21 protein-coding genes and 1 tRNA gene are annotated in these 21,671 nt (G+C 49.7%); 12 read left to right on the top strand and 10 right to left on the bottom strand.

The features are described 5' to 3' along the window. Nucleotides 1-13: 13 nt before the first annotated feature. Complete coding sequence (bioF, locus tag H6F88_RS10265; protein WP_190642654.1) at nucleotides 14-1,201, top strand: 8-amino-7-oxononanoate synthase; 1,188 nt, start codon at nucleotides 14-16, stop codon at nucleotides 1,199-1,201. A gap of 97 nt (nucleotides 1,202-1,298) precedes the next feature. Here the strand turns inward: bioF and H6F88_RS10270 are convergent, their stop codons facing one another. Together H6F88_RS10270 and H6F88_RS10275 are read right to left on the bottom strand one after the other, a co-directional pair. Next, complete coding sequence (locus tag H6F88_RS10270) at nucleotides 1,299-1,886, bottom strand: general stress protein (protein ID WP_190642655.1); 588 nt, start codon at nucleotides 1,884-1,886, stop codon at nucleotides 1,299-1,301. Between the two features lie 200 nt (nucleotides 1,887-2,086). After that, on the bottom strand, nucleotides 2,087-2,395 hold the full coding sequence (locus H6F88_RS10275; RefSeq protein WP_190642656.1) for a TMEM14 family protein: 309 nt from the start codon (nucleotides 2,393-2,395) through the stop codon (nucleotides 2,087-2,089). Between the two features lie 80 nt (nucleotides 2,396-2,475). Between H6F88_RS10275 and H6F88_RS10280 the strand changes: the two genes are divergently transcribed. Further along, on the top strand, nucleotides 2,476-3,789 hold the full coding sequence (locus H6F88_RS10280; RefSeq protein WP_190642657.1) for an ATP-binding protein: 1,314 nt from the start codon (nucleotides 2,476-2,478) through the stop codon (nucleotides 3,787-3,789). Nucleotides 3,790-3,793: 4 nt separating this feature from the next. On the opposite strand, the gene H6F88_RS10285 is transcribed toward H6F88_RS10280, so the two are convergent. Continuing rightward, nucleotides 3,794-3,866: transfer RNA gene (locus tag H6F88_RS10285), tRNA-Arg, on the bottom strand. A 37-nt stretch (nucleotides 3,867-3,903) separates the two neighbouring features. Between H6F88_RS10285 and H6F88_RS10290 the strand changes: the two genes are divergently transcribed. Then, entirely contained in the window at nucleotides 3,904-4,377 is a 474-nt protein-coding gene (locus H6F88_RS10290; RefSeq protein WP_190642658.1) for a low molecular weight protein-tyrosine-phosphatase, read from the top strand. Nucleotides 4,378-4,414: 37 nt separating this feature from the next. Here the strand turns inward: H6F88_RS10290 and H6F88_RS10295 are convergent, their stop codons facing one another. After that, complete coding sequence (locus H6F88_RS10295) at nucleotides 4,415-5,080, bottom strand: response regulator transcription factor (protein WP_190642659.1); 666 nt, start codon at nucleotides 5,078-5,080, stop codon at nucleotides 4,415-4,417. A gap of 382 nt (nucleotides 5,081-5,462) precedes the next feature. Between H6F88_RS10295 and H6F88_RS10300 the strand changes: the two genes are divergently transcribed. After that, complete coding sequence (locus H6F88_RS10300; protein WP_190642660.1) at nucleotides 5,463-6,539, top strand: Gfo/Idh/MocA family oxidoreductase; 1,077 nt, start codon at nucleotides 5,463-5,465, stop codon at nucleotides 6,537-6,539. A gap of 374 nt (nucleotides 6,540-6,913) precedes the next feature. Here H6F88_RS10300 and H6F88_RS10305 read toward each other — a convergent pair whose 3' ends face one another. Further along, nucleotides 6,914-7,177: a DUF370 domain-containing protein gene (locus H6F88_RS10305; protein WP_190642661.1), complete on the bottom strand. Its 264-nt coding sequence runs from the start codon at nucleotides 7,175-7,177 to the stop codon at nucleotides 6,914-6,916. Nucleotides 7,178-7,428: 251 nt separating this feature from the next. Here H6F88_RS10305 and H6F88_RS10310 point away from each other — a divergent pair, with 251 nt between their 5' ends. Further along, on the top strand, nucleotides 7,429-9,141 hold the full coding sequence (locus H6F88_RS10310; protein WP_190642698.1) for an NFACT RNA binding domain-containing protein: 1,713 nt from the start codon (nucleotides 7,429-7,431) through the stop codon (nucleotides 9,139-9,141). Nucleotides 9,142-9,308: 167 nt separating this feature from the next. Here the strand turns inward: H6F88_RS10310 and psaJ are convergent, their stop codons facing one another. Beyond that, nucleotides 9,309-9,443 carry a photosystem I reaction center subunit IX gene (gene psaJ, locus H6F88_RS10315; RefSeq protein ID WP_190642662.1) on the bottom strand — a complete coding sequence of 45 codons (135 nt, stop codon included), beginning with the start codon at nucleotides 9,441-9,443 and terminating at the stop codon, nucleotides 9,309-9,311. A gap of 156 nt (nucleotides 9,444-9,599) precedes the next feature. After that, nucleotides 9,600-10,082 carry a Photosystem I reaction center subunit III gene (locus H6F88_RS10320; protein ID WP_190642663.1) on the bottom strand — a complete coding sequence of 161 codons (483 nt, stop codon included), beginning with the start codon at nucleotides 10,080-10,082 and terminating at the stop codon, nucleotides 9,600-9,602. Between the two features lie 170 nt (nucleotides 10,083-10,252). Between H6F88_RS10320 and tsaD the strand changes: the two genes are divergently transcribed. Further along, entirely contained in the window at nucleotides 10,253-11,296 is a 1,044-nt protein-coding gene (tsaD, locus tag H6F88_RS10325; protein ID WP_190642664.1) for a tRNA (adenosine(37)-N6)-threonylcarbamoyltransferase complex transferase subunit TsaD, read from the top strand. A 74-nt stretch (nucleotides 11,297-11,370) separates the two neighbouring features. On the opposite strand, the gene H6F88_RS10330 is transcribed toward tsaD, so the two are convergent. Both H6F88_RS10330 and H6F88_RS10335 read right to left on the bottom strand, forming a co-directional pair. Next, nucleotides 11,371-12,372, bottom strand: coding sequence for an alpha/beta hydrolase (locus H6F88_RS10330; RefSeq protein WP_190642665.1), 1,002 nt, complete (start codon nucleotides 12,370-12,372; stop codon nucleotides 11,371-11,373). A gap of 49 nt (nucleotides 12,373-12,421) precedes the next feature. Beyond that, nucleotides 12,422-13,792: a proton extrusion protein PcxA gene (locus tag H6F88_RS10335; RefSeq protein WP_190642666.1), complete on the bottom strand. Its 1,371-nt coding sequence runs from the start codon at nucleotides 13,790-13,792 to the stop codon at nucleotides 12,422-12,424. A gap of 314 nt (nucleotides 13,793-14,106) precedes the next feature. Here H6F88_RS10335 and H6F88_RS10340 point away from each other — a divergent pair, with 314 nt between their 5' ends. From H6F88_RS10340 to H6F88_RS10365, 6 genes are all read left to right on the top strand, one after another. Continuing rightward, nucleotides 14,107-16,251 (top strand): recombinase family protein, encoded by a 2,145-nt coding sequence (locus H6F88_RS10340; protein WP_347277688.1) that lies wholly within the window; start codon nucleotides 14,107-14,109, stop codon nucleotides 16,249-16,251. A 167-nt stretch (nucleotides 16,252-16,418) separates the two neighbouring features. Continuing rightward, complete coding sequence (coaD, locus tag H6F88_RS10345) at nucleotides 16,419-16,982, top strand: pantetheine-phosphate adenylyltransferase (RefSeq protein WP_190642667.1); 564 nt, start codon at nucleotides 16,419-16,421, stop codon at nucleotides 16,980-16,982. Further along, nucleotides 16,880-17,623 (top strand): DivIVA domain-containing protein, encoded by a 744-nt coding sequence (locus H6F88_RS10350; protein WP_190642668.1) that lies wholly within the window; start codon nucleotides 16,880-16,882, stop codon nucleotides 17,621-17,623. Before coaD ends, H6F88_RS10350 begins: the two co-directional genes overlap by 103 nt. A 44-nt stretch (nucleotides 17,624-17,667) precedes the next feature. Continuing rightward, nucleotides 17,668-19,473 (top strand): proline--tRNA ligase, encoded by a 1,806-nt coding sequence (locus H6F88_RS10355; RefSeq protein WP_190642669.1) that lies wholly within the window; start codon nucleotides 17,668-17,670, stop codon nucleotides 19,471-19,473. 6 nt (nucleotides 19,474-19,479) lie between these two features. Next, the gene (locus H6F88_RS10360; protein ID WP_190642670.1) at nucleotides 19,480-20,283 is read left to right on the top strand and encodes a DUF2993 domain-containing protein; all 804 of its coding nucleotides are present in this window, start codon (nucleotides 19,480-19,482) and stop codon (nucleotides 20,281-20,283) included. 119 nt (nucleotides 20,284-20,402) lie between these two features. Next, complete coding sequence (locus H6F88_RS10365) at nucleotides 20,403-21,158, top strand: GerMN domain-containing protein (RefSeq protein ID WP_190642671.1); 756 nt, start codon at nucleotides 20,403-20,405, stop codon at nucleotides 21,156-21,158. Between the two features lie 87 nt (nucleotides 21,159-21,245). Here H6F88_RS10365 and H6F88_RS10370 read toward each other — a convergent pair whose 3' ends face one another. Further along, the gene (locus H6F88_RS10370) at nucleotides 21,246-21,632 is read right to left on the bottom strand and encodes a metalloregulator ArsR/SmtB family transcription factor (protein ID WP_190642672.1); all 387 of its coding nucleotides are present in this window, start codon (nucleotides 21,630-21,632) and stop codon (nucleotides 21,246-21,248) included. Nucleotides 21,633-21,671 lie beyond the last annotated feature (39 nt).

A 21,671-nucleotide genomic window follows, 5' to 3' on the forward strand; every position in this document is an offset into this window, starting at 1 on the left:
TGAGGGATAAAGGATGAGGGATGAGGCAAGTCCTTATGCTTGGATTGGGCAAGCGATGCAGACGATCCGACGGGCAAATTGGTATCGCGCTGTCAGGACGGTAGAGGGGCGATCGGGTGCAGTGGTCAAGCTAGATGGACGCAAGGTCTTGAATTTTGCCAGTAACGACTACCTGGGGCTGGCGGCAGATGAGCGGCTGATCCGAGCAGCGATCGCTGCGACTCAGGAGTTTGGCACGGGCAGTACAGGTTCTCGCTTAATCACCGGACATCGATCGTTGCATCGACAGTTAGAAGGAGCGATCGCCAAGCTAAAGCAAACCGAAGACGCGTTGGTGTTGAGCTCTGGCTACCTGGCAAACCTGGGGACAATCGCTGCTCTAGTAGGGCAACGGGACTTGATTTTATCGGACGAATACAACCACTCTAGCTTGAAAAACGGGGCAGTTCTCAGCAAGGCAACGGTACTGGAATATGCTCACTGTGACCTGGCAGATTTGCAGACGAAGCTGGCTCAGCAGCGCGATCGCTTTCGACGTTGCCTGATCATCACCGATAGCGTTTTTAGCATGGATGGCGATCTCTGTCCGCTGCCAGAGTTATTAAGTCTGGCAGACCAGTTTGGTTGCATGGTACTGGCTGATGAGGCTCACGCAACGGGCGTTTTGGGCAAAACGGGGGCAGGTTGTGTTGAGCATTTTGGTTGCACTGGGCGATCGCTGATTCAGGTAGGCACCTTGAGCAAGGCGTTGGGGAGCCTGGGCGGGTATGTGACGGGCAGTGCAGAACTGATTGACTTTTTGCGAAACCGATCGCCCGGATGGATCTACACTACTGGGCTGTCTCCCGCTGATACTGCTGCTGCGCTAGAGGCGATCGCTATCATTCAGCAAGAGCCAGTACGCCGTCAGCAGCTTTGGCAAAACGTTCACCAGCTTCAGCAACAGATCCACGGTTGTTCAGATAACGCTTTCTCCAATCGCTTCAAACTGATTCCCAGTGAGTCACCCATTCTTTGTCTACAGGTATCCGATGCAGAAAAGGCGATCGCTATTGGTCAGCATCTTCAAGAGCAGGGCATTTTTGCCGCCGCTATCCGCCCGCCCACTGTACCGACTAGCCGCATTCGCATCACCGTCATGGCAACACATCAGCCTTCTCAGATTCAGCAACTTGTAGAAGCGCTGCAGTCTTCCAACTAGAGATCATTAGAAGGAGCAGGAGCGGGAAAACAAAAGCAGATAAGGGCACCGACAAAAGGTGCCCCAGCCTATTGGCTATTATCCGACGCACCCAATACTAGAACCGTCCTGGCGTTGGGCTACTGATACCCGCAGCGGGGTTCCCAACAGCTCCTGGAATGCCATAGAAGTCCCAATCCCGAATTCCTCGATTGTTCAAAATCGCTTCGGCAGTGCGGACATCGTCTGACGAACCTTCCAGAACTAAAACGTAGTCTCCCTGTTCGAGGCGATCGCCGTAGTACTGCGCCCGATCTTCGGGAACTCCCCAACCAATCAACGCACCGACCAAACTGCCCCCTGCGGCACCAATTCCACTGCCCAGCAGAGTATTAGCTAGCACAATACCGACTTCAGCAGCAGGTCCAACTCCGGGAATTGCCAAAACTCCCAATCCACCAATTAAGCCCAGCAGTCCACCAGTGGCAGAACCTGCAACGGCTCCGGCTCCAGCGCCGCCTTTCACCTGCTCTTCCTTCGGATTCATGTCAGCATCAGATATTTGATCTTTGCCCTTTGCATTACGAGCAATGATCGAAACCCGATCCATGTTGAAACCTGCATCTCTTAGCTCTTGTAGAGCCATTTCTGCATCTTGACGACTGGAGAAGACTCCAATAGCACGTCCGTATTGACCAATAGTCATAACTTTCTCCTTCTGCCTAGCAGGTTTTAACCTGCATTCAGTAAGCTGTGTTTCGTGCTTTTGCGTACAGCTCTATTGTTCTCACTGTGCTCTAGATCTTCATCGGCCCACAGGGATAAGGGAATATCGGCCAATAGAGAGGAAGGATGGAGGATGAGAAAGTAAGAGATGAAGAGCTATGACCAGACGGCCATCACTCCCTACAAGTTTTGCAGAATGGGAATGAATGCTACGGCTCCAGCAATGATCATGAGTCCAGCAGGCATGAATTTACGCGTTTTGGATAGCCGCACTGCAAAAACGATGATGAGTGCAACCGTCACGAGCGCCGCTAGCCATAGCCCTCCACTAATTCCAGCTAAGGACAAGATGCCAGCCAAAATCAGCAGTGCGCCGCTGACGCTACCCGAAATAAGAGAAGTTTTGCTCTGCGCCTGAACGTAGCCGATGATGCCGCCCACGATAGAAAGGATGCCGTAAGCGATCGCCGCCACAATAGCTAAATTCATAGGTTCTTGGATTTTTTGGATTTTAAGGATTTAGGGATTAAATTCTAGCGGAGTAACACGCGCCCATTTACAGTAATGAAATGGATGCCCAAGTCACTCACCCAATTCAATTTCTTCAGCGGCAAGCCGCTTCTTTGCTAATTTACCAGTCTGTCCTTAGCAGCGAAGTTGGAGTAGCTTTTCTTAACCTGCTGCAAGCTTTGCGGCAACCTGACTCCGACGGCATAAACTGTCTTCGAGCCTATGGCGATTGGTTTAATGCTCTGGCAATTCAGCGGCAAAGCTGGCAAGATCACCTGTTGACGCAGCTCCTCCGGGCTGAAAATCCCTTTAGCCAGCAGGCTCAGCGAACCGATTTAGCTAGCTTGCCGCCACCCTTACTGGCGGCTGCCCAGCACGATTTACAGGTTTTGCAACATCTCTATGCCTGTAGTGGTCAGCAACTTAGCCAGTGGGTACAGGCAGCAGCAGCACTGCCCGTTGCCCCAACAGCCTGGAATCAAACTCGCACGGGACATCCTCAGGCGGGGTTAGGAGGCATTCGCAAGTTACCGCTGTGGGTCAAGCTAGAAGGCATTGAAGATTGGTCAGGCGTGCTGGAAGATTTAGCTGCCTATTACCGCAAAGCTGGAGCCGGACTGTTTTCTGAATATCGCGCCGCGCGTTGGCAGTTTGGCAAGCTCACAGGAATTCCCTGTCCCGACCTGGTGCGACTCAAGGAATTGACGGGCTACGAGGCGCAGCAGGAAGCATTAATTAAGAACACAGAAGCGCTACTGGCGGGCTATCCAGCGCTGCATGTGTTGCTTTATGGCAGTCGCGGCTCGGGCAAATCGTCACTGGTGAAGGCGATGCTGACTCGCTATGCAGAGCAGGGCTTGCGGCTAATTGAGGTAGCAAAGGCTGACCTTCAAGATTTGCCTGCCATTGTGGATCAGTTGCGAGGAGTGCCACAAAAATTCATTATCTTTGTAGACGATTTGTCCTTTGAGGAAGATGAAGACGCTTATAAAGCGCTTAAAGTCGTTCTCGAAGGAAACCTAACGGCTCGACCGCAGAACATGGTGGTTTACGCCACTTCTAATCGACGGCATTTGATTCGTGAGTTTTTTGGCGATCGCCCCCGTCCCAGCGACGCAGACGAAATTCATAACTGGGATACGGTGCAAGAAAAGCTCTCGTTTAGCGATCGCTTTGGCTTAACGCTTACTTTTGAACCTGCAGATCAAAAAACCTATTTGGCGATCGTGCATCACCTGGCAAGTTTGGCAGAAATTCCCTTGACAGCCCAGGAACTGGAATATCAGGCGCTGCAATGGGCAACCCGTCACAATGGGCGATCGGGTCGCACTGCCCGCCAGTTCATTGACTTTCTACGTGCGAATCTCTTGTAAAGTACGAGCATGGAGGGATTCGAACCCCCGACCCTCAGGACCGGAACCTGATGCTCTATCCACTGAGCTACATGCCCTTAAACCTGAAGCGAGTATAGCATTTATAGGATTTTCATGCCTTACAAGTTACTATTTGTTTGCCTGGGAAATATTTGCCGCTCTCCTTCTGCGGAAAACATCATGGATCATCTGATTCAGCAGGAAGGATTGAGTGACCAGATTGTCTGCGACTCGGCTGGCACCTCTAGCTACCACATTGGCAGCCCACCCGATCGCCGCATGTCCGCTGCTGCCAACAAACGCGGTATCACCCTCACCGGTCAAGCTCGTCAATTTCATCCTGAAGATTTCGAGAAATTTGACCTGATCTTGGCGATGGACAAAGAAAATCGTCGCGACATCTTAACGCTCGACCTCAAAGAACAATATGGCGACAAGGTTAAGCTGATGTGCGACTTTTGCCGCCATCATCCCGATCAGGAAGTTCCCGATCCTTACTACGGCGGCACTGAAGGTTTCAATTATGTGATCAATTTGCTGCTGGATGCCTGTGAGGGGCTACTGGAGAAGGTAAAGGATGAGATATGAAGCGGTTCATTTCCCGTCCTTCATTCGTCCTTCATCTCTACTCCACCAAGTGATGCTCCATCGCAAACCGTACTAGCTCGGCTCGATTGTTAGTTTCGGTTTTGCGGAGCAGGCTACTCACATATTTTTCGACAGTGCGCGAACTTAGGTGAAGGCGATCGCCAATTTGAGAGTTAGAAAGCCCATCCGTTAGCAGATCTAGCACTTCCCATTCGCGAGGAGTGAGATCGAGGGCAATGGCGATCGCACTTGACTTAGGTTGTTCGTTTGGTAGATGTGGACTTTCGGCTTCTGTGGTGGGCGGTCGCATTCGCCAATCTAGCTGAATCATCTGCACCCGCTCCAGCAAGTTACGAATTACGGCTCCCAATTCTTCTAAATCAAAAGGCTTCGGCAAATAGGCATCACAGCCAAGCTGATAGCCTAGAATTCGCTCTTGAGTATTGGTGCGAGCGGTCAAAAAAATCACAGGCAATAGCCGAAACGCTGGCTGTCGGCGCACCTGTCTTACTAATTCATAGCCATCCATCTGCGGCATTGTGATATCTGTCACAATCAGATGGGGCTGATATTGATCGACCATAGCCAAAGCCTTTCGACCATCCTCAGCCGAAACAACTAAATATCCAGAAAGTTCGAGGTAGTCACTGATTGACAAACGAGTGCCAGGATCATCATCAGCAACAAGGATGGTCAGGGGCATGAGGTGCAGACAAATACATAATCACTCTTAGCCTAAGCCAAGATCGTCCTACGCGATTGCCAGAGGGACGACTTTTCTAAATCATTACACCGGATCAAGCAGAATATGACGTCAAGAGGATCGCTATCTACCTCTTCAGAGTAACGCATCCCCTCAATCTCAATTGCGTCACAAACAGAAAAGCGTAGCCAGGAAGAAAACTGACACATTTTTAGTAAAGCAAAGTCAGTCACGTTGCACAATAAATGGAAGCACCGTATTCGATTTAAACCAAACTTCGGAATTCTTTATATAAAGACCATCGTGATACTATCTGGTTGGTCTGACGACTGCACAGCAGTCACTTTTTCGGCGTGATTTCATGGTGTAGGAGACAACAGGAGTGCAAGAGAGTACCTCTGTGGGGTGTGCCAGTTCCCACTTACAGCGCAGCCAACCTGAGCCCATTCGGGTTGGTGTGATCGGAGTCGGCAGCATGGGACAAAAGCATACTAGAGTTCTCAGTCTGCTAAAAGATGTCGAGCTTGTAGGTGTCTCAGATGTAAACGTTGAGCGAGGTCTAGATACTGCTAGCAAATATCGCGCCCGCTTTTTTGAAGACTATCGCGAGTTACTCAAACATGTTGATGCGGTTTGCATTGCCGTTCCAACGCTGTTGCACCACGTCGTAGGACTGACCTGCCTTCATGCAGGCGTGCATGTACTCATCGAAAAACCGATCGCCGCCAGCATTGCTGAAGCCGAATCACTCGTCAACGCTGCTGCGGAATCACACTGTATTTTGCAGGTCGGTCACATAGAGCGCTTTAACCCTGCTTTTCAGGAACTCAGCAAAGTGCTGAATACTGAAGAATTGCTGGCATTAGAGGCTCATCGCATGAGCCCTTATTCTGACCGAGCCAACGATGTTTCGGTCGTGCTAGATCTGATGATTCATGATATTGATCTGCTGCTAGAGCTAGCAGGTGCGCCCATCGCCAAGCTGACAGCTAGTGGCAGTCGAGCAGCAGATTCAGGCTATCTAGATTATGTGACTGCTACCTTGGGCTTTGCTAATGGCATCGTTGCAACCCTAACGGCTAGCAAGGTAACGCATCGAAAGATTCGCCGCATTGCCGCTCACTGCAAAAATTCTTTGACTGAGGCAGATTTTCTCAACAATGAGATCCTGATCCACCGCCAAACGACCGCAAATTGCCTGACGGACTATGGGCAGGTGCTTTATCGGCAGGATGGGTTAATTGAAAAAGTTTACACCAGCAATATTGAACCGCTTCATGCTGAGCTAGAGCATTTTGTCCACTGTGTTCGAGGGGGAAACCAACCTTCGGTAGGAGGGGAACAAGCCCTTAAAGCTTTGCGCCTGGCTAGCCAAATTGAACAAATGGCAATGGATGGGCAAGTGTGGGAACACTGCGACATTAATCTCAGTACCAATGCTGCTGTTAAAATTTCGTAGCCTGCTCAAAACGCATTTTATTCAGGCAACATGCTCTTAAGGAATAGTGCTTGAACTACCAAAATGTCCATCTGAGGTGTCCGTTTGATAGATATTAAACTATCAAAACGTTTCAACCAAGGGAATGTTTTTCGGGTTCGGCTTTTCCTAAAGTTGAGTTAGGAGTAGGTGATTTAATAGGTTGAGTGCGATCGCTAGTCTATTTCAGCACGACCTAAAATGCTTTGGTAAGCAACGCTGCATTTAAATAGAAATATAGTTTTACTGCACTAAGTTAGTTAATACCTGCCTCAAATTCTGGGTCAAACTTATGCCCTCACCTTGAATGTTTTATGAGCGATTTAGGAAGTAGCAACCGCTCAAAAAAATCAGTTTTAATCATCGCTTGCACCGTCTTTACTAACCACAAAACGATTAGCAACGGTTTCGGGTTGAATTGCAGAAAGAATAATGTGACCAGAATCAGTAATAATCACTGCCCGAGTACGACGACCGTATGTAGCATCAACAAGCTGTCCGCGATCGCGAGCGTCAGTAATGATACGTTTAATAGGGGCGGATTCTGGACTCACAATAGCTATCACTCGGTTGGCGGATACGATGTTACCAAAACCGATATTGATCAGCTTAATGTCCATAATAAATAGAATGACCTAGCCGAGTAAAGGTTTAAAAAGTCTTAATCTCAATACTATCGACAAAAAAAATGACCAACAAGCTTAAATTCCCGAAAATCCCCGTTCTTTGCTTTTATTCTCCGTTTTTTCTACCTTTTGGCATAAATTCTTTGACTTAAGAGCCTATGATCGGCTAGCCATTCTAATTGAAATTTCTCAAGTTGAATGAAGCGACTGACTCAATTTTGTTGTGATTGAAAAGATGTTCTGCTTTGCAACCCGTTGACTTTACGACTCTCATGGCTGCCTGCGCGGAATTGCAGACAGATTGGTTGCCTGCTCGACTAGAGCAGGTCTATCAACGCGATCGCCACACCATCGCGTTGGCTCTGCGAACCTTAGATCAGCGAGCCTGGCTAACGCTATCCTGGCATCCGCAAGCTGCTCGCGTTTGCATTGGCGACCCACCGCCGCGTGTACCAGATACCTTTACCTTTAGCCAACAGCTTCAGCATCAGCTAAAGGGGTTGGCGCTGGTGACGATTAAGGCGATCGCTCCCTGGGAACGCGTTCTCGACCTGCAGTTTGCCCGTCGCCCAGGTGAAGACGCACTTTGGCATCTCTACGTCGAGATCATGGGCAAATACAGCAACGTGATTTTGACTAACCAGGAAGCTCTCATCGTCACGGCGGCGCATCAGGTCAGTTCCCAACAGTCGAGCGTACGCCCAATTCAAACGGGGCAACCTTACGAAGTTCCGCCCGCGCTGACTGATCCTGCTCCCAGCTTGAGTGAGGCTCAATCCCGCTGGCGTGAGCGAATTAGTCTTGTTCCTGGCTCGTTAAAGCGCAATATCCTGAAAAGCTATCGGGGACTCAGTTCTACTCTGATTGCTTCAATGGCACAGGCTGTTGAACTGGAGCCCGATCAACCGACGGATAGCTTAAGCGATCGCCACTGGCAACAGCTATTTGACTGCTGGCAAACCTGGCTACGAGCACTAGAGCAACAGCAGTTTCAACCGGGTTGGTTGACGCAGGGCTATACCGTTATGGGCTGGGGCACTGTTGAACCTGTCAAGTCTGTGCAGGATTTGCTCAACCGTTACTACACTGACCAGCTCAATCAGCAAGAATTTTCACAGCTGCGCCACCAAATTGGACAAAAATTAAGCAACATTCTGAAAAAGTTAAACGTTAAAGCGCAGGACTTTCGAACTCGTCTCCAGCAGTCTGACCAGGCAGATGACTATCGAGAACAGGCAGATCTGCTGATGGCGCATCTGCACGAATGGCAACCAGGTATGAAGGCGATCGCCCTGGCTGATTTCACCACCGAAAGACCGATTACCATTCCGCTCAATCCAGAAAAAAACGCCGTCCAAAATGCTCAAGCGCTTTACAAACGACATCAGAAGTTGAAGCGATCGCGAGCTGCGCTAATTCCCTTGTTAGATGAAGTCCAGGCAGAAATCGCCTATTTGGAGCAAGTCGAAGTCGCCATTTCCCAGCCAGAGCAATACCAAACTCCCGATGATCTGCTTTCCCTCGCAGAAATTCGCGATGAACTGATCCAGCAAAAATATCTTGAAGCCCCTGACCGCCGTAGTTCTGCCCCTCCCAGCACCGATTTTCGTCGGCAGCAAACGCCCGGGGGGCACGAAGTTCTAATTGGACGCAACAACCGCCAAAACGATCAGCTAACTTTCCGTTTGGCGGGAGACTATGACCTCTGGTTTCACGCTCAGGAAATTCCCGGTAGCCATGTGCTGCTCAGGCTTCAGGCAGGTGACGTTCCTGATGAAGCAGACCTCCAATTCACGGCTGACCTGACCGCCTACTACAGCCGCGCTCGTCAAAGCGAACAAGTTCCCATTATTTACACTGAACCTAAACACGTCTACAAACCCAAAGGCGCAAAGCCTGGAATCGCCATCTACAAAAACGAACGGGTCATTTGGGGGCAACCTCAGCGGGTGAAGTAGACCGGAATACTGATTCGTATTCCATGAAAAAATGGGCACGAGTCTGCACTCTTTGCCCATTCCGTAGTCGCTTACAGCAACGCCATAGACTAAAACACATCACAGCTTAAGCAATGTGCTTTTTATCTATGGCGTTGATTTCAAAACTAACGAAATCTTGTCAAAACCTACGGCAGCGGGTGGAACAGCAGGTCAGGGAAAAAGCGGTTAAATTCAATCAAAGCTCCAGCAATAACAAACAGGCAAGCTGTCGCGAACACCGGAGCGGTCGATAGATATTTCAGGAGATACTGCGATTGCATGAATATGCTCCAAACATTCAGAAGATGAATTAAGTTGTCGGTTGCGTAGGTTGGGTTAGCGCTAGCGTAACCCAACAAAACTGAAATTAATGCTGGATTTCACGAGAGTTCGATCCAACCCAATTCAGCAAGTTTGTCAGCTAGAAGTTAACAGAATTATCGAGGTGAAATTGGAATTTCTTCTTCTTTCGCGACTAATTCGCCACTCAATAACTCTTTAATGGCTGCTAGGGGCCAAAGGAGAGAAGAGAGGATGATACCAATGGCACGAGGCACATCGATAACGACTTCATTCATTTCAGGGTCTTTTTCACCGCGTACCGAGATTAGGTAAGAGCGACCAGACCAGCCAATCAATCCGGCAATGTAAAGGAAGAGAATGCCAGGAATAAGAAACTCGCCTGCATGATTCAGACGACCATCTACAACCAAATGGGGCAAACCTTCGGGACCACAAAGCAGATTATCACCGTAGAAATCAAATCGCTTTTTAGCTTGTTCTGTCTTAGCGTTAGAGGCACGCTGTTGAAAAGCGGGGGTGTCAGCGCAGGGGGTTAACCCGGAGACATCAGCAGAGGCAGGAGGTGCAAAACCTGCCCATAGAAAAAGAACTAGCACTAGAGCAAACAATCGTTGCATGGAATTGTTTCCCTTTATTACAAAAAGCAAAGTCTTTTGTACAAAAAAATTAAGTTATTTGTACAAACAAAGTTGAACTTCAGAGCAATCATACTCTCACAGGGAAACCCAGTAAAGTTAAGCTTTTAAAAGAAATTGATTGAATAGAAGTTTGGGCTTTTTAGCAACGTATGGCAACGATTTTGGCAATTGAAACGAGTTGTGATGAAACGAGCGTTGCGGTGGTGCGCGATCGCCAGGTGTTGAGCAATGTGGTTTCGTCTCAAATTGCCATTCACCAGCAGTATGGCGGCGTGGTGCCAGAGGTGGCATCTCGTCAGCACGTAGAGATCATTAATTGGGCGATCGCCCATTCCTTGGAGCAGGCTCAACTCGACTGGTCTGGAATTGATGGCATTGCTGCAACTGCTGCACCAGGGTTAGTTGGAGCGCTATTGGTTGGTTTAACGGCTGCAAAAACGCTGGCAATGCTGCACCAAAAGCCATTTCTAGGTGTGCATCACCTGGAAGGGCACATCTACGCTTCCTACTTGAGTGAACCAGCGCTGGAACCCCCGTTTCTCTGTTTGCTCGTCTCTGGTGGGCACACCAGCCTGATCTACGTCAAAGATTGCGGTCACTATGAGACGCTGGGTCAAACCCGCGACGATGCTGCTGGAGAAGCTTTTGACAAAGTAGCAAGGCTGATGAACTTGGGCTATCCGGGTGGACCCGTGATCGATCGACTGGCAGCTGAGGGCAATCCCCAGGCTTTTTCCTTGCCTGAAGGTCAGGTTTCCCTTCCAGAAGGCGGCTACCATCGCTATGACTCTAGCTTCAGTGGCTTAAAAACTGCTGTGCTGCGGTTGTCCCAAAAGCTGCAGCAGTCCGAGGGAGCTTTGCCTGTGGCGGATCTGGCTGCCAGTTTTCAGGATACGGTGGCGCGATCGCTCACCAAACGGGCGATCGCTTGTGCCCTCGACTATGGGCTAGACACCATTGCGGTTGGCGGTGGTGTTGCGGCTAACAAAGGGTTGCGTCGTCGCCTCCAAGCTGCCGCCGCAGAGCGCAATCTGCGCGTGCTGTTTCCGCCCATGCAGTTTTGCACTGATAATGCTGCGATGATTGGCTGTGCAGCTGCCGATCATTTCAACCGGGGACACAGATCACCGCTGACCTTGGGGACACAATCTCGAATGGCGATCGCCAACGTCATGCAGCTTTATGCGACTTAGGAAATTTGTGAGCCAGGTTTTGTCCTCAAGGGGCAAACGACTGCTTGCTATCACCAAAACCTGATTTAACTCAATCAGAACTCATGCTTCGCGACAATCCTTTGAATTTGAGCTGCCACTTCCTCTGGCTGCTCAACCATCGCTAGGTGTCCACAGTCAGGAATTTCAACCACATTGTTGCCGCAGCATTCAAACGAAGGGTGAAAACTGGCCAAGTGACGAACGTACTGAGGTTCCATGATCGTGTCTTCTGCCCCAGCAATAAAGTACACAGGCTGCTGCAGTCGGGAAACAACCTGGGGCAGACTGTGAACCTCTGTCTCTGTCGTTGAGTCCAGTAGTGTTCCCAGAGCGGCTTCTGGATGTGCCGCGACCCAATCTACTAACCGCTGCTTACCCCACTGCCGCGTTAGTGGACGCGCCACATTCATCCGCGACATCGGCAGATCGAGCAGCGGCAAACGACAGAGCCAGCGTGGACGCAGCTTGACCAACTGCTGCCCTGCTGCCCGAAACCGCTCAAACTCCTCTTTGAGGTAAATACCACCACCCGAATTTACACACACAACCCCTCTAATTTTCTGGGGTAGCTGATCGGCAGCCCATAGAGAAATACTGCCTCCCAGAGAATGACCTACCAACCAGGCAGTTGAAATTTCAAGCTGCTCCAGCAAAACAGTCAAGTCTTGTGCATAAGCAGCTGGAGCATATCGAGAAGGAACCGTTAAAGTAGCGTTTTGCTTTAGAACACTCGATTGAGCAACTGAACTAGTGCTGCCTGACTGAACTCGGTCGAACTGAGTTGAGCGCTCGGATGAGCTGTTCTGCTCAGCAGCAGACATTTGTGGCGATGAAGCTTGACTGGAAGGCTTAGGGGTTGCAGCTTGCGAGCGACCAAATCCTCGCAAGTCATAGGATAAGCATTGATAGTGAGGCGATAGCTGCTGAATGGTAGGCCGCCAATATTCACGGCTCAGCAGCCAGCCGTGAACAAAAACCAGAACGACAGAGCTATCTCTGGGAGGAGTTAGCTCATAGGCGTGAGGGACTCCCAGGACATCAACGGTTTTGACCATACTTCTATGGTATCTCGAAGCGCTCTGAAATCTGGCATTTCTGATCGCCTTACTCGTTCATCGTCTTGTAAGTCGCGACAGCCGAAGGCGAGATCCGATTCAAATATCGAAAGATCCAATACTTGAATACTGTATCTAAAATTACAGGAAAGGTTGCAATAAACAAGAAAATAAAATCTCGATTGGCAGGCAGTCCTAAGTGTCTAGAAACCCCCTCCAAGATGACTTCCCATCCATGAGGTGAGTGAAAACCGACGAAGGTATCAGTCAACAAAATAATAATAAAGGCTTTAGCGCTATCGCTAAGTCCATAAACCAACTCATCAAAAAATGACTTTAAAACTTCAATCTCTCGTTTGCTGAAGTAAATAACACCTGTAAATGCAATTAAAGAGATTAAGTCAGAAAAAACATTTTTAATTGCGTTAGAGCTTCTCTGGCGATATTCCTCCTCGATCTCAGATGCCCTGCGTCGTAATACTTCTGCGATCGCTTCTTCAGAAACCGGTGGAGCCTTACCAATGAAACTTTCAAACCTAATTCTTTCCTCATATCGGTGCAGTTCATCCAGTGCCTCTTCTTCCATTTCTGCATTTAGAAAAACTTCGGACTGCTCCTCATCTCGGAGAGAGTCAACCAGCGGTCCGATTAGAAAGTTCTTCGAGATTTGCTGAGTTAGCAGCGGAATGATAATGAGCAACAGAACAAATCTTAAGGAAATAACGGTTCTAGCTTTGGAGCTACGGAAACTATCAACAACCTGCTCTTCCGCTTTAGGATCGAGTTCTCGTTTAATTCGATCTACCGTTCTTAGAATCGACCTGGGCAAAACTCCAGTTTTATCAGCAATAGAATCACCGTCGGTTGATAAATCTGGCTTAGGCTGCTTCTTGGCTGACTGATCCGGTGAATTATTTTGAGGTTCAATACGCCCTGGCTGCCGCACTTTTACATCAGTAATCTGAGTGGATTCTGAAATTGAAATTAAGGAGGAAGGCTTTTGTCTGACAGAACTATAGCGAGCAAGAACTTCATCTACTATTCTGAGCTTCTTTAGAATAAGACCGGGTTTGTCGATAATGCTGATTGCACGTAAATCAGCATTTTCTTCTAACTGAATCTCGGTAATTTTTTGATTGGAAATCTGCAAAATGGAGCTGCTGGTTTTGAACTCTGCCAGCCTCACTTTTGCAATGTTCAAGTACTTCGTCAGTTCTGATTGAAAGTAATCCTGTGCGCTCTTGCTATAAGTTCCATAGTCAGTCGATATTTTACTGCCACCAAAATGGGCATCTTCGATCGCTTTGATTCTTAAAGCAGCTTCATAAGCCTCGTCTAAGGCACGCTCTGGTGTTCTCAGAAACCACTGATTAGCACCCTGCAAATACCCTTTAATCGTTGCCAAAAGAGATGTTTTCATATGTGGTTTAGCGGGTGCCTAACATGTTTTCTAGCAGCTTATGTCTAAAGATATTCAACTTTTGTGTTTAAACAATCCAATTTATTCATACTAATCTTAAAGGAGTTGTGAAAGGGGTCCCTGACGAAGTGCTTTTCTCACGGACTGTTCGTCTTACTGTTGATTTAGGACCGCTGTAGATTTGGCAGGCAAGTAAACTTCAAGCTCAATAAACCTTGATAATGCCTAACTTATAATAAGGCTAGAAAACTTCCTAGTATTTAAAGGTTAAGGTACGTAGTATCATATCAAATCCGTCCTCCAGCTCGTCCGTTGTGACTGCCTCTGTTTGGCTCGTCGGCTCAACTCGGAGTGGTAAGACGAGCCGCTTGATTGAGAAATTTCAGGTTCTAGCTCAGTTTTTTGCAGAACAGCCTCATCCTCATCCTGCTCCTGCTACCTTGGTCTTTGCTGCCAATGGAGATAATCGGATTGACCTGGCAGACCGCATTGCAGTAGCCACTCAAGCTCAATTTCCCTTTGATTCCACAACTCCACTTGGCTTTTTCCAGAGTGAGGTTGTGCTGTTTTGGCCTCTGCTGGCACAACAGTTGGGCTTAAAGACTCAATTTCCGCTGCGGCTGCGCCCGGAGACTGAGCAGGAATTAGCGACGCGGCTATGGCGACCTGAGCTAGATGACGGACGGCTTAGTCAGGAAGGAGTCAGTGAGTATTATCTGGTGCGTCGAACACTCGATTTGCTGCAGCTAGCCGCAAGTGGGGGCATCCCCACGGAGGACATTGCCAGCGTCTTAAAGGATGGGTTTGCGGGGCAGGAGGGGTCGGCTGACCTCTGGGACTGCATGCAGGAAGTGTTGCTGCGCTGGCAGACGTGGTGTCTGGAGCGAGGACTGCTGACCTATGGGATTATTTCTCAGCTTTACTGGCGATATTTGTTGCCGCATCCCACTTATCAACAGCAGCTTAAACGCCGCTATCGGGCGATCGCCGCTGATGATGTGGATGAATACCCGGCGATCGCCCGTTTCCTCTTCGAGTTTTTGCTCGATCAGGGTATTCCCGGCGTGTTTAGCTATAACCCAGACGGTTCAATTCGATTAGGTTTGGGCGCTGATCCTGACTATCTAGCTGGATTAGCTGCACGGTGTCAGGTTGAAACCTTATCTCCCCAACCAGACAGTTTGACTGAAACCTGGGGTGAAACGATAGTGAACTGGATTCAAGAACCGCTATCGCTACCCGAGCTGCCAGATTCTATCTATTCAATTCAAACCACTTCTAGAGCACAACTGCTGCGCCAGACGGCAGAAGTGATCACATCGGCAATTCACTCTGGGCAGGTGCAGCCTCAGGAAGTAGCGGTGATTGGACCCGGTTTGGATGCGATCGCCCGATACACGCTGCGAGAAATTTTGACCAGTCGGGCGATCGCCGTCGAATCACTCAACGATCAGCAGCCGCTCAACAGTTCCCCCATGATTCGCGCTTTGCTAACCCTGATGGCATTTATCTATCCGGGGCTAGGGCATTTGATCAACCGCGATGCCGTTTCTGAAATGTTGGTCGTGCTGAGCCAAACTCCTGCCTTTGATGCGGGGCGATCGGGACTCGACCTAGCGAGAATTGATCCTGTGCGGGCAGGGTTACTAACCGACCACTGCTATCTTCCTGACTCCGAGCACCCCCAACTCCTTCCCGCTAATGCCTTCCCTCGCTGGGATCGGTTGGGTTACCAAGCAACTAGCTTCTATACCGACCTACTGCAATGGGTCGAGACGCAACAAATTCAGCAGCAACAACGCCTAATCCCTAATCCTGTTGTTCTGCTCGATCGTGCTACTCAGCGCTTCCTCTCGGGTGGTAGCAACTTACCCTACGACCAACTTGCCGCCCTCAGAGAACTGATGGAAACCGCCCAACATTACTGGGAGGTAGATAATCGGCTAAGACAAGCTGATGCAGCAGGTTCCGTAGCAAGTCGGGCAGAATCTCCAGTCTCTGCCAGCGTCGGACACTTCATTCAGCTATTGCGCGACGGGACGATAACAGCAGACCCTTTTCCCGCTCGTCCAATCGGTCCAACGAGTCAGGCAGTCACCTTGGCGACCATCTTTCAATACCGCTCAAACCGTCGTTTTCATCGCTGGCACTTCTGGCTTGATGCAGGCTCAGCCCTTTGGCTAACGGGGGGTGGACCTTTATTTGGCGCACCTCTATTTTTGCAATCTTGGTCAGGACGCCCCTGGACAGCGGCCGAAGCCACGGAAGCCGATCAGCAACGCCTCCAGCGCCAAATCTTAGACCTTCTTGGTCGAGTGGGTGAACGAGTCTACTTGTGCCACAGTGAACTAGCCACCAACGGGCAAGAGCAAAACGGGCCGTTACTCAACCTGGCAAATTCTGCCACGGCAGCCTTCTCCGAATATGCTTTAGAGAAATATGCTCCAGAGTTGGTTTGACTAAAGTGTTCAACTCAGTGCAAGTCATTCAATAAATTCCACCCGATAGAAATTTCTTTGTTTTCGCCGTTAACGCCTCCGTTGCCATCTGTATAATGTCCTGATATTCCCAAGATGGCAGTATCAGCATCCGGTAAAATCGCTTCAGCGAGTCGAGAAACTAAATCGTGATTGCAGTGTATCCTGGTAGTTTCGATCCGATTACGCTGGGTCATCTGGATATCATTGAGCGAGGCTGTCAGCTCTTTGATCAGGTGATTGTGCTGGTATCGACGAACCCTAACAAAACGCCGCTGTTTTCAGCGCAGAAACGGATAGAGCAAATTTGCTTGACCACCCGTCATCTGCCCAACGTTGAAGTTGATAGCTTTGACGGTTTGACTGTAACCTATGCAAAAATGCGAAAAGCTGGAGTGCTGTTGCGGGGTCTTCGAGTCCTCTCTGATTTTGAGAAGGAACTCCAGATGGCTCATACAAACAAAACGCTCTCAGACGATGTTGAAACCGTTTTTCTAGCCACTTCAAACGAGTACAGCTTTCTGAGTAGCAGCCTAGTTAAAGAAATCGCTAGGTTTGGTGGTCCTGTAGATCATCTTGTCCCTCAACCCGTTGCCCTGGATATCCATCAATGTTACGCCAAGACTCCGACCGTATTAGCCCCGACCGTAGCGGAAGTACCCCACACGCCGGAGTCTCCGCTGGAGGTTCCTACGGAGATGCAGCCCGAATAGGCGGCCTTGATATCCAGCGAGAGCTCAATAAGCTGGAAGAGATGATTCTCGACAGTCCCCGGATTCCTCTGAGCAAGCGGACTTTGGTGGACGAAGAGCAGTTGCTCGATCAACTTGACTTAATTCGACTGAACCTGCCAACGGCATTCCAAGAAGCGGCAGAAGTGGTTCGTCACAAGGAAGACTTGTTGTCAGAAGCAGAGCAGTATGCTCAAGAAATTTTGGAAACTGCAGAGCGACGGGCCGCCCAAATCTTGGATGAGATGGGTTTAATTCGGCAAGCTGAGCTAGAAGCACAACAAATTCGGCAGCGGGTGCAGCAGGAATGTGAAGCCGCACAAGAGCAAACGATGGCTGATATTGATCGAATGCGCCGCCAAGCTCAGCAGGAATTAGAGGAAATTAGGAAGCGGGCGATCGCCGAATCCGAGGAGATCCAGCAAGGCGCAGATGACTACGCCGATAGCGTCCTCAAAGGCATGGAGCAACAGCTTAGTGACATGATTCGTGTCATTCGCAATGGTCGTCAACAGCTTCACCCAGAGCCACCTGCTCCACAAAAGCCACGGGAATCTAGTAGCCCCTCTGCAAATCGCCCTACCCCAGCTCAAAAATCTGCGTCAGAGCGATCGAAGAGCTAGTAGTCTAGACTTCTGTAGGAAGACAATTTGTAGGAAGGCAAACCATGCGGCTGTCACAGATGCTCTTTTTAACCCTGCGGGAAGATCCAGCAGAGGCAGAAATTCCCAGTCATAAACTGCTGCTGCGGGCAGGATACATGAGGCGAATTGGCAGTGGTCTTTATGCCTACCTACCGCTGCTGTGGCGCGTCCTCAAGAAAGTCTCACAAATTGTGCGAGAAGAAATGGACGCTGCCGGAGCGCAGGAATGCTTGCTAACTCAGTTGCAGCCCTCAGAGTTATGGCGCGAATCGGGCCGGTGGGATACCTACACCAAAGCTGAAGGCATCATGTTCGCCTTAAAAGATCGGCAGGATCGCGAATTGGGGCTAGGTCCAACCCATGAAGAAGTCGTGACGGCGATCGCCCGTGACATGATCCGCTCCTACCGTCAGTTGCCGGTCAACCTCTATCAGATTCAAAGCAAATTCCGAGATGAAATCCGCCCCCGCTTTGGTCTGATGCGTGGGCGAGAATTCATTATGAAAGATGCCTACTCCTTTGATATGGATGAGGCAGGCATGAAAAAGTCCTACGAAAAGATGTATCACGCTTACAACAACATCTTTCGGCGGTCCGGATTGGCATTTCGGGCTGTCGAGGCAGATTCGGGGGCGATCGGTGGTTCCGGTTCCCAGGAGTTCATGATTCTAGCGGACGCAGGGGAAGACGAAGTTCTCTACACGGAGGACGGCAAATACTCTGCCAACGTCGAAAAAGCGGTTTCCTTACCGCTCGATGCTGAACCTTCCGGTTTCAAGAAATACGAGAAATTAGAAACCCCTGGAACGCCAACCATCGCTACCCTCTGCGATTTCCTCAAGTGTTCACCCACGCAGATCGTCAAAAACGTACTTTACCAGGTGACGTACAACAACGGCATGAACGTGCTGGTGTTAGTCAGCATCCGGGGCGATCAGGATGTCAACGAAGTGAAATTGCAAAATGAACTGGTAAAACAGGCAGATCAGTACGGTGGCAGCACAGTGATTGCGCTAACCGTTCCTGATGCTGAGGCCCAACAAAAGTGGGCGGCAAAACCCTTGCCGCTAGGTTACATTGCTCCTGATTTGGGTGATGATTACATTCAGTCATCCAAAAATTTAGCTCCAAAGTTTTTGCGAATAGTAGACCCAACCGCAGTTGAGCTAAAAAACTTTGCGACAGGAGCAAATGAATCAGGGCATCACGTCGTTGGGGCAAATTGGGGTGAGCAGTTTCAGCTTCCCAAGCTAGCTGTAGATTTGAGAAAAGCCCAAGCAGGCGATCGCGCCCTACATGACTCCAGCCAAACCCTCCAAAGTGCCAGAGGCATTGAAGTTGGTCACATTTTCCAACTCGGCTTGAAATATTCCAAGTCAATGGGTGCAACCTACACGACTGAGCAGGGTGAACCCGCTCCCATGTACATGGGCTGCTACGGGGTGGGTGTGTCTCGACTGGCACAGGCGGCCGTTGAGCAATCCTACGATAAGGATGGAATCATCTGGCCCGTGGCGATCGCTCCCTATCATGCGATCGTCGTCATTCCCAACATTGCCGATGCCAACCAGGTAGAAGCGGCTGAAAAGCTGTATACCGAACTGAATCAGGCTGGTGTAGAAACCTTGCTCGACGACCGCGACGAACGGGCCGGAGTCAAATTTAAAGATGCTGACCTGGTCGGTATTCCGTTTCGGATTGTGACGGGGCGATCACTCCAGTATGGCAAAGTCGAAGTGGTCAAACGTGCTACCCGCGAATCTGAAGAAATTGCTCTGGATCAAGTGCTGCCTACCCTCAAGCAATGGATCGCTGAAGCTCTCTCTTAACCCGATATGGAATTCTTCACCATTCTTCTGTCCGGCTTGCTGGGTATTCTTTCCCCAGCTGGCTTGGTTATCGACAGCGTAGCTGAAAATGCCATCCGCGATCAGTTAGAGGACGTTGAGCAGCTAGAAGTCCGGGTGGATAACGCACCCAGCTACCAAATCTTGCAGGGTAAAGTTCAGCGAGTCAGAATTGCTGGACGTGGACTCTTTCCTGTAGAGGCTTTGCGAATCGACACGGTGGAAGTGGAGACAGATGCGATCGCCATCGATCCTGAGCGCCTCCAGGAGGGTCAGGCTGCGCTGGAGCAACCCTTGCAGGCAGGAATCCGACTGGTATTAAAGCAAGCAGACTTAAACCAGGCTTTGCAATCTCCTGAAATTGCCGAACAGTTGCGTGATTTTAGCGTCAATCTAGTTAGCCGTTCAGGAGCTGAGGAATTACAGCGTTATGACTTCATCGACCCGCAGGTAGAGTTCATAGGCAACGATTCCGCAGGTAGCACGGCTCTAGGTCGCATACGAATTCAAGTCATTCTACGCGAACAGGAAACTCAAGAAGATTTGCAAATTCTTGCAGAATTGGGATTAGAAAAAACCTCAGCCCTACAGCTTCAGATTGTTGAGCCAATCGTCCGTGCCAATGGAGAACCCGTTCCGCGCCAGCTTATTCAGCCATTGATTGACGGCATCAACCAACAGCTCAACCTGAATAATTTAGAAACTTTTGGCATCACAGCTCGACTTCTACAGGTAGAGTTAACCCCTGAAGCGCTGAATTTAGCTGCATTTGTTCAAATTCGTCGGCCTTGAACTCCGGAAACCGGGTTAGCACTGCTGTAATTAGAGAGCTGAGATAAATTCAACCCCTTTCGAGTTAAATCAGGGCTTCCTCAACTCTCACGCTGTCTGTTATTCAGGAGGAACCTGCTATGCGTGATCATCAGCCATCAGATCAGCCAACCCATCAGTCACTAGAATCATCGGACTACCCACAGCCAGAGACAGAATCGTTTCCTGAAGGCAATCGGCTCTCTCGCCGTATTCCACTTGGATTACTCGCAGGAATATCTGCCGTCGTTGTGCTAACAGGCAGCGCTACAGCCTGGTGGACATGGAACTTTGCGGCTAGGAACGCTGACCCTAGCAAAACTGCTCCTGCTACCATACAGCCCTCCCCAGTGGAATCGCCTGCGACAAACGTTCCCATAGAATCACCTGCTGCTCAAGCACCTGAACCCCAGTCCAGCAGTCCCGTAAAAGAGCAAACTGCTGAAGTTTACTGGCTGGGTGTCAATGCTGAACAGTTAGAACTAGTCGCTAGTCCAGTTTCACTGCCAACTGATCAGCCTGATGAGGCACTGAAAGTAGTATTTGAAGATTTGCTCCAAGGACCAAGCGAATCAGCAGCGTTCTCCGAAATTCCTGAAGGCACTGAACTGCGCGAGGTAACCGTTGAGAGTGACGGAGTTCATGTTGACCTATCTGAGGACTTTACCGTCGGCGGCGGTAGTGCATCTATGACGGGCAGGTTGGGACAAATAGTCTATACCGCCACTAGCCTGGAACCAGAAGCCAACGTTTGGATCTCGGTAGAAGGAGAACCCCTAGAAGTACTAGGTGGAGAGGGTTTAGTCGTTGACCAGCCAATGACCCGTGATGGCTTTGAGCAGAACTTTGCCCTCTAGAGCAATTCGCCGGAAGCACTAGCAATCCTAGATTTAGCTGTGAAGATAGGTGGGTTGTGAGAGACACCCCTTGCCAGGGGGACACTCTCACAGCCTATTTTGGATTGCTATAGTATCAGGCTGCTGTCTGCTAGTTAAGGTAAAGGCCCGGAAGTGTCTGGCCTGCTGCTCAATGCGGGTGGCAAGGCGATCGCACACCAAGCTGCACAATTCAAAGATCAGATCGTCTTCCACACTGTAGTAGGCTGAGGTGCCAACGCTGCGGCGGCTGAGAATGCCAGCTTGCAGCATGACCTTCAAGTGTTTAGAAACATTGGCCTGACTGGTTGCGGTTGCCTCAACCAAGTCTTGAACACACTTTTCACCATCTCGCAGCGAGTTCAAGAGTTTCAGACGCATCGGTTCACTCAATACACCGAAGTACTCAGCAACTTGCTGCACAATTTCTGGCGGTACAGACTCGGCTGGTTTCATGCAAATCTAACCCCGAAAGGACTGATCCCAGATTGTACC

Origin of the sequence: Oculatella sp. FACHB-28, from assembly GCF_014696015.1 — a bacterium.
In the GTDB taxonomy this organism is placed as follows: domain Bacteria; phylum Cyanobacteriota; class Cyanobacteriia; order Elainellales; family Elainellaceae; genus JAAUTN01.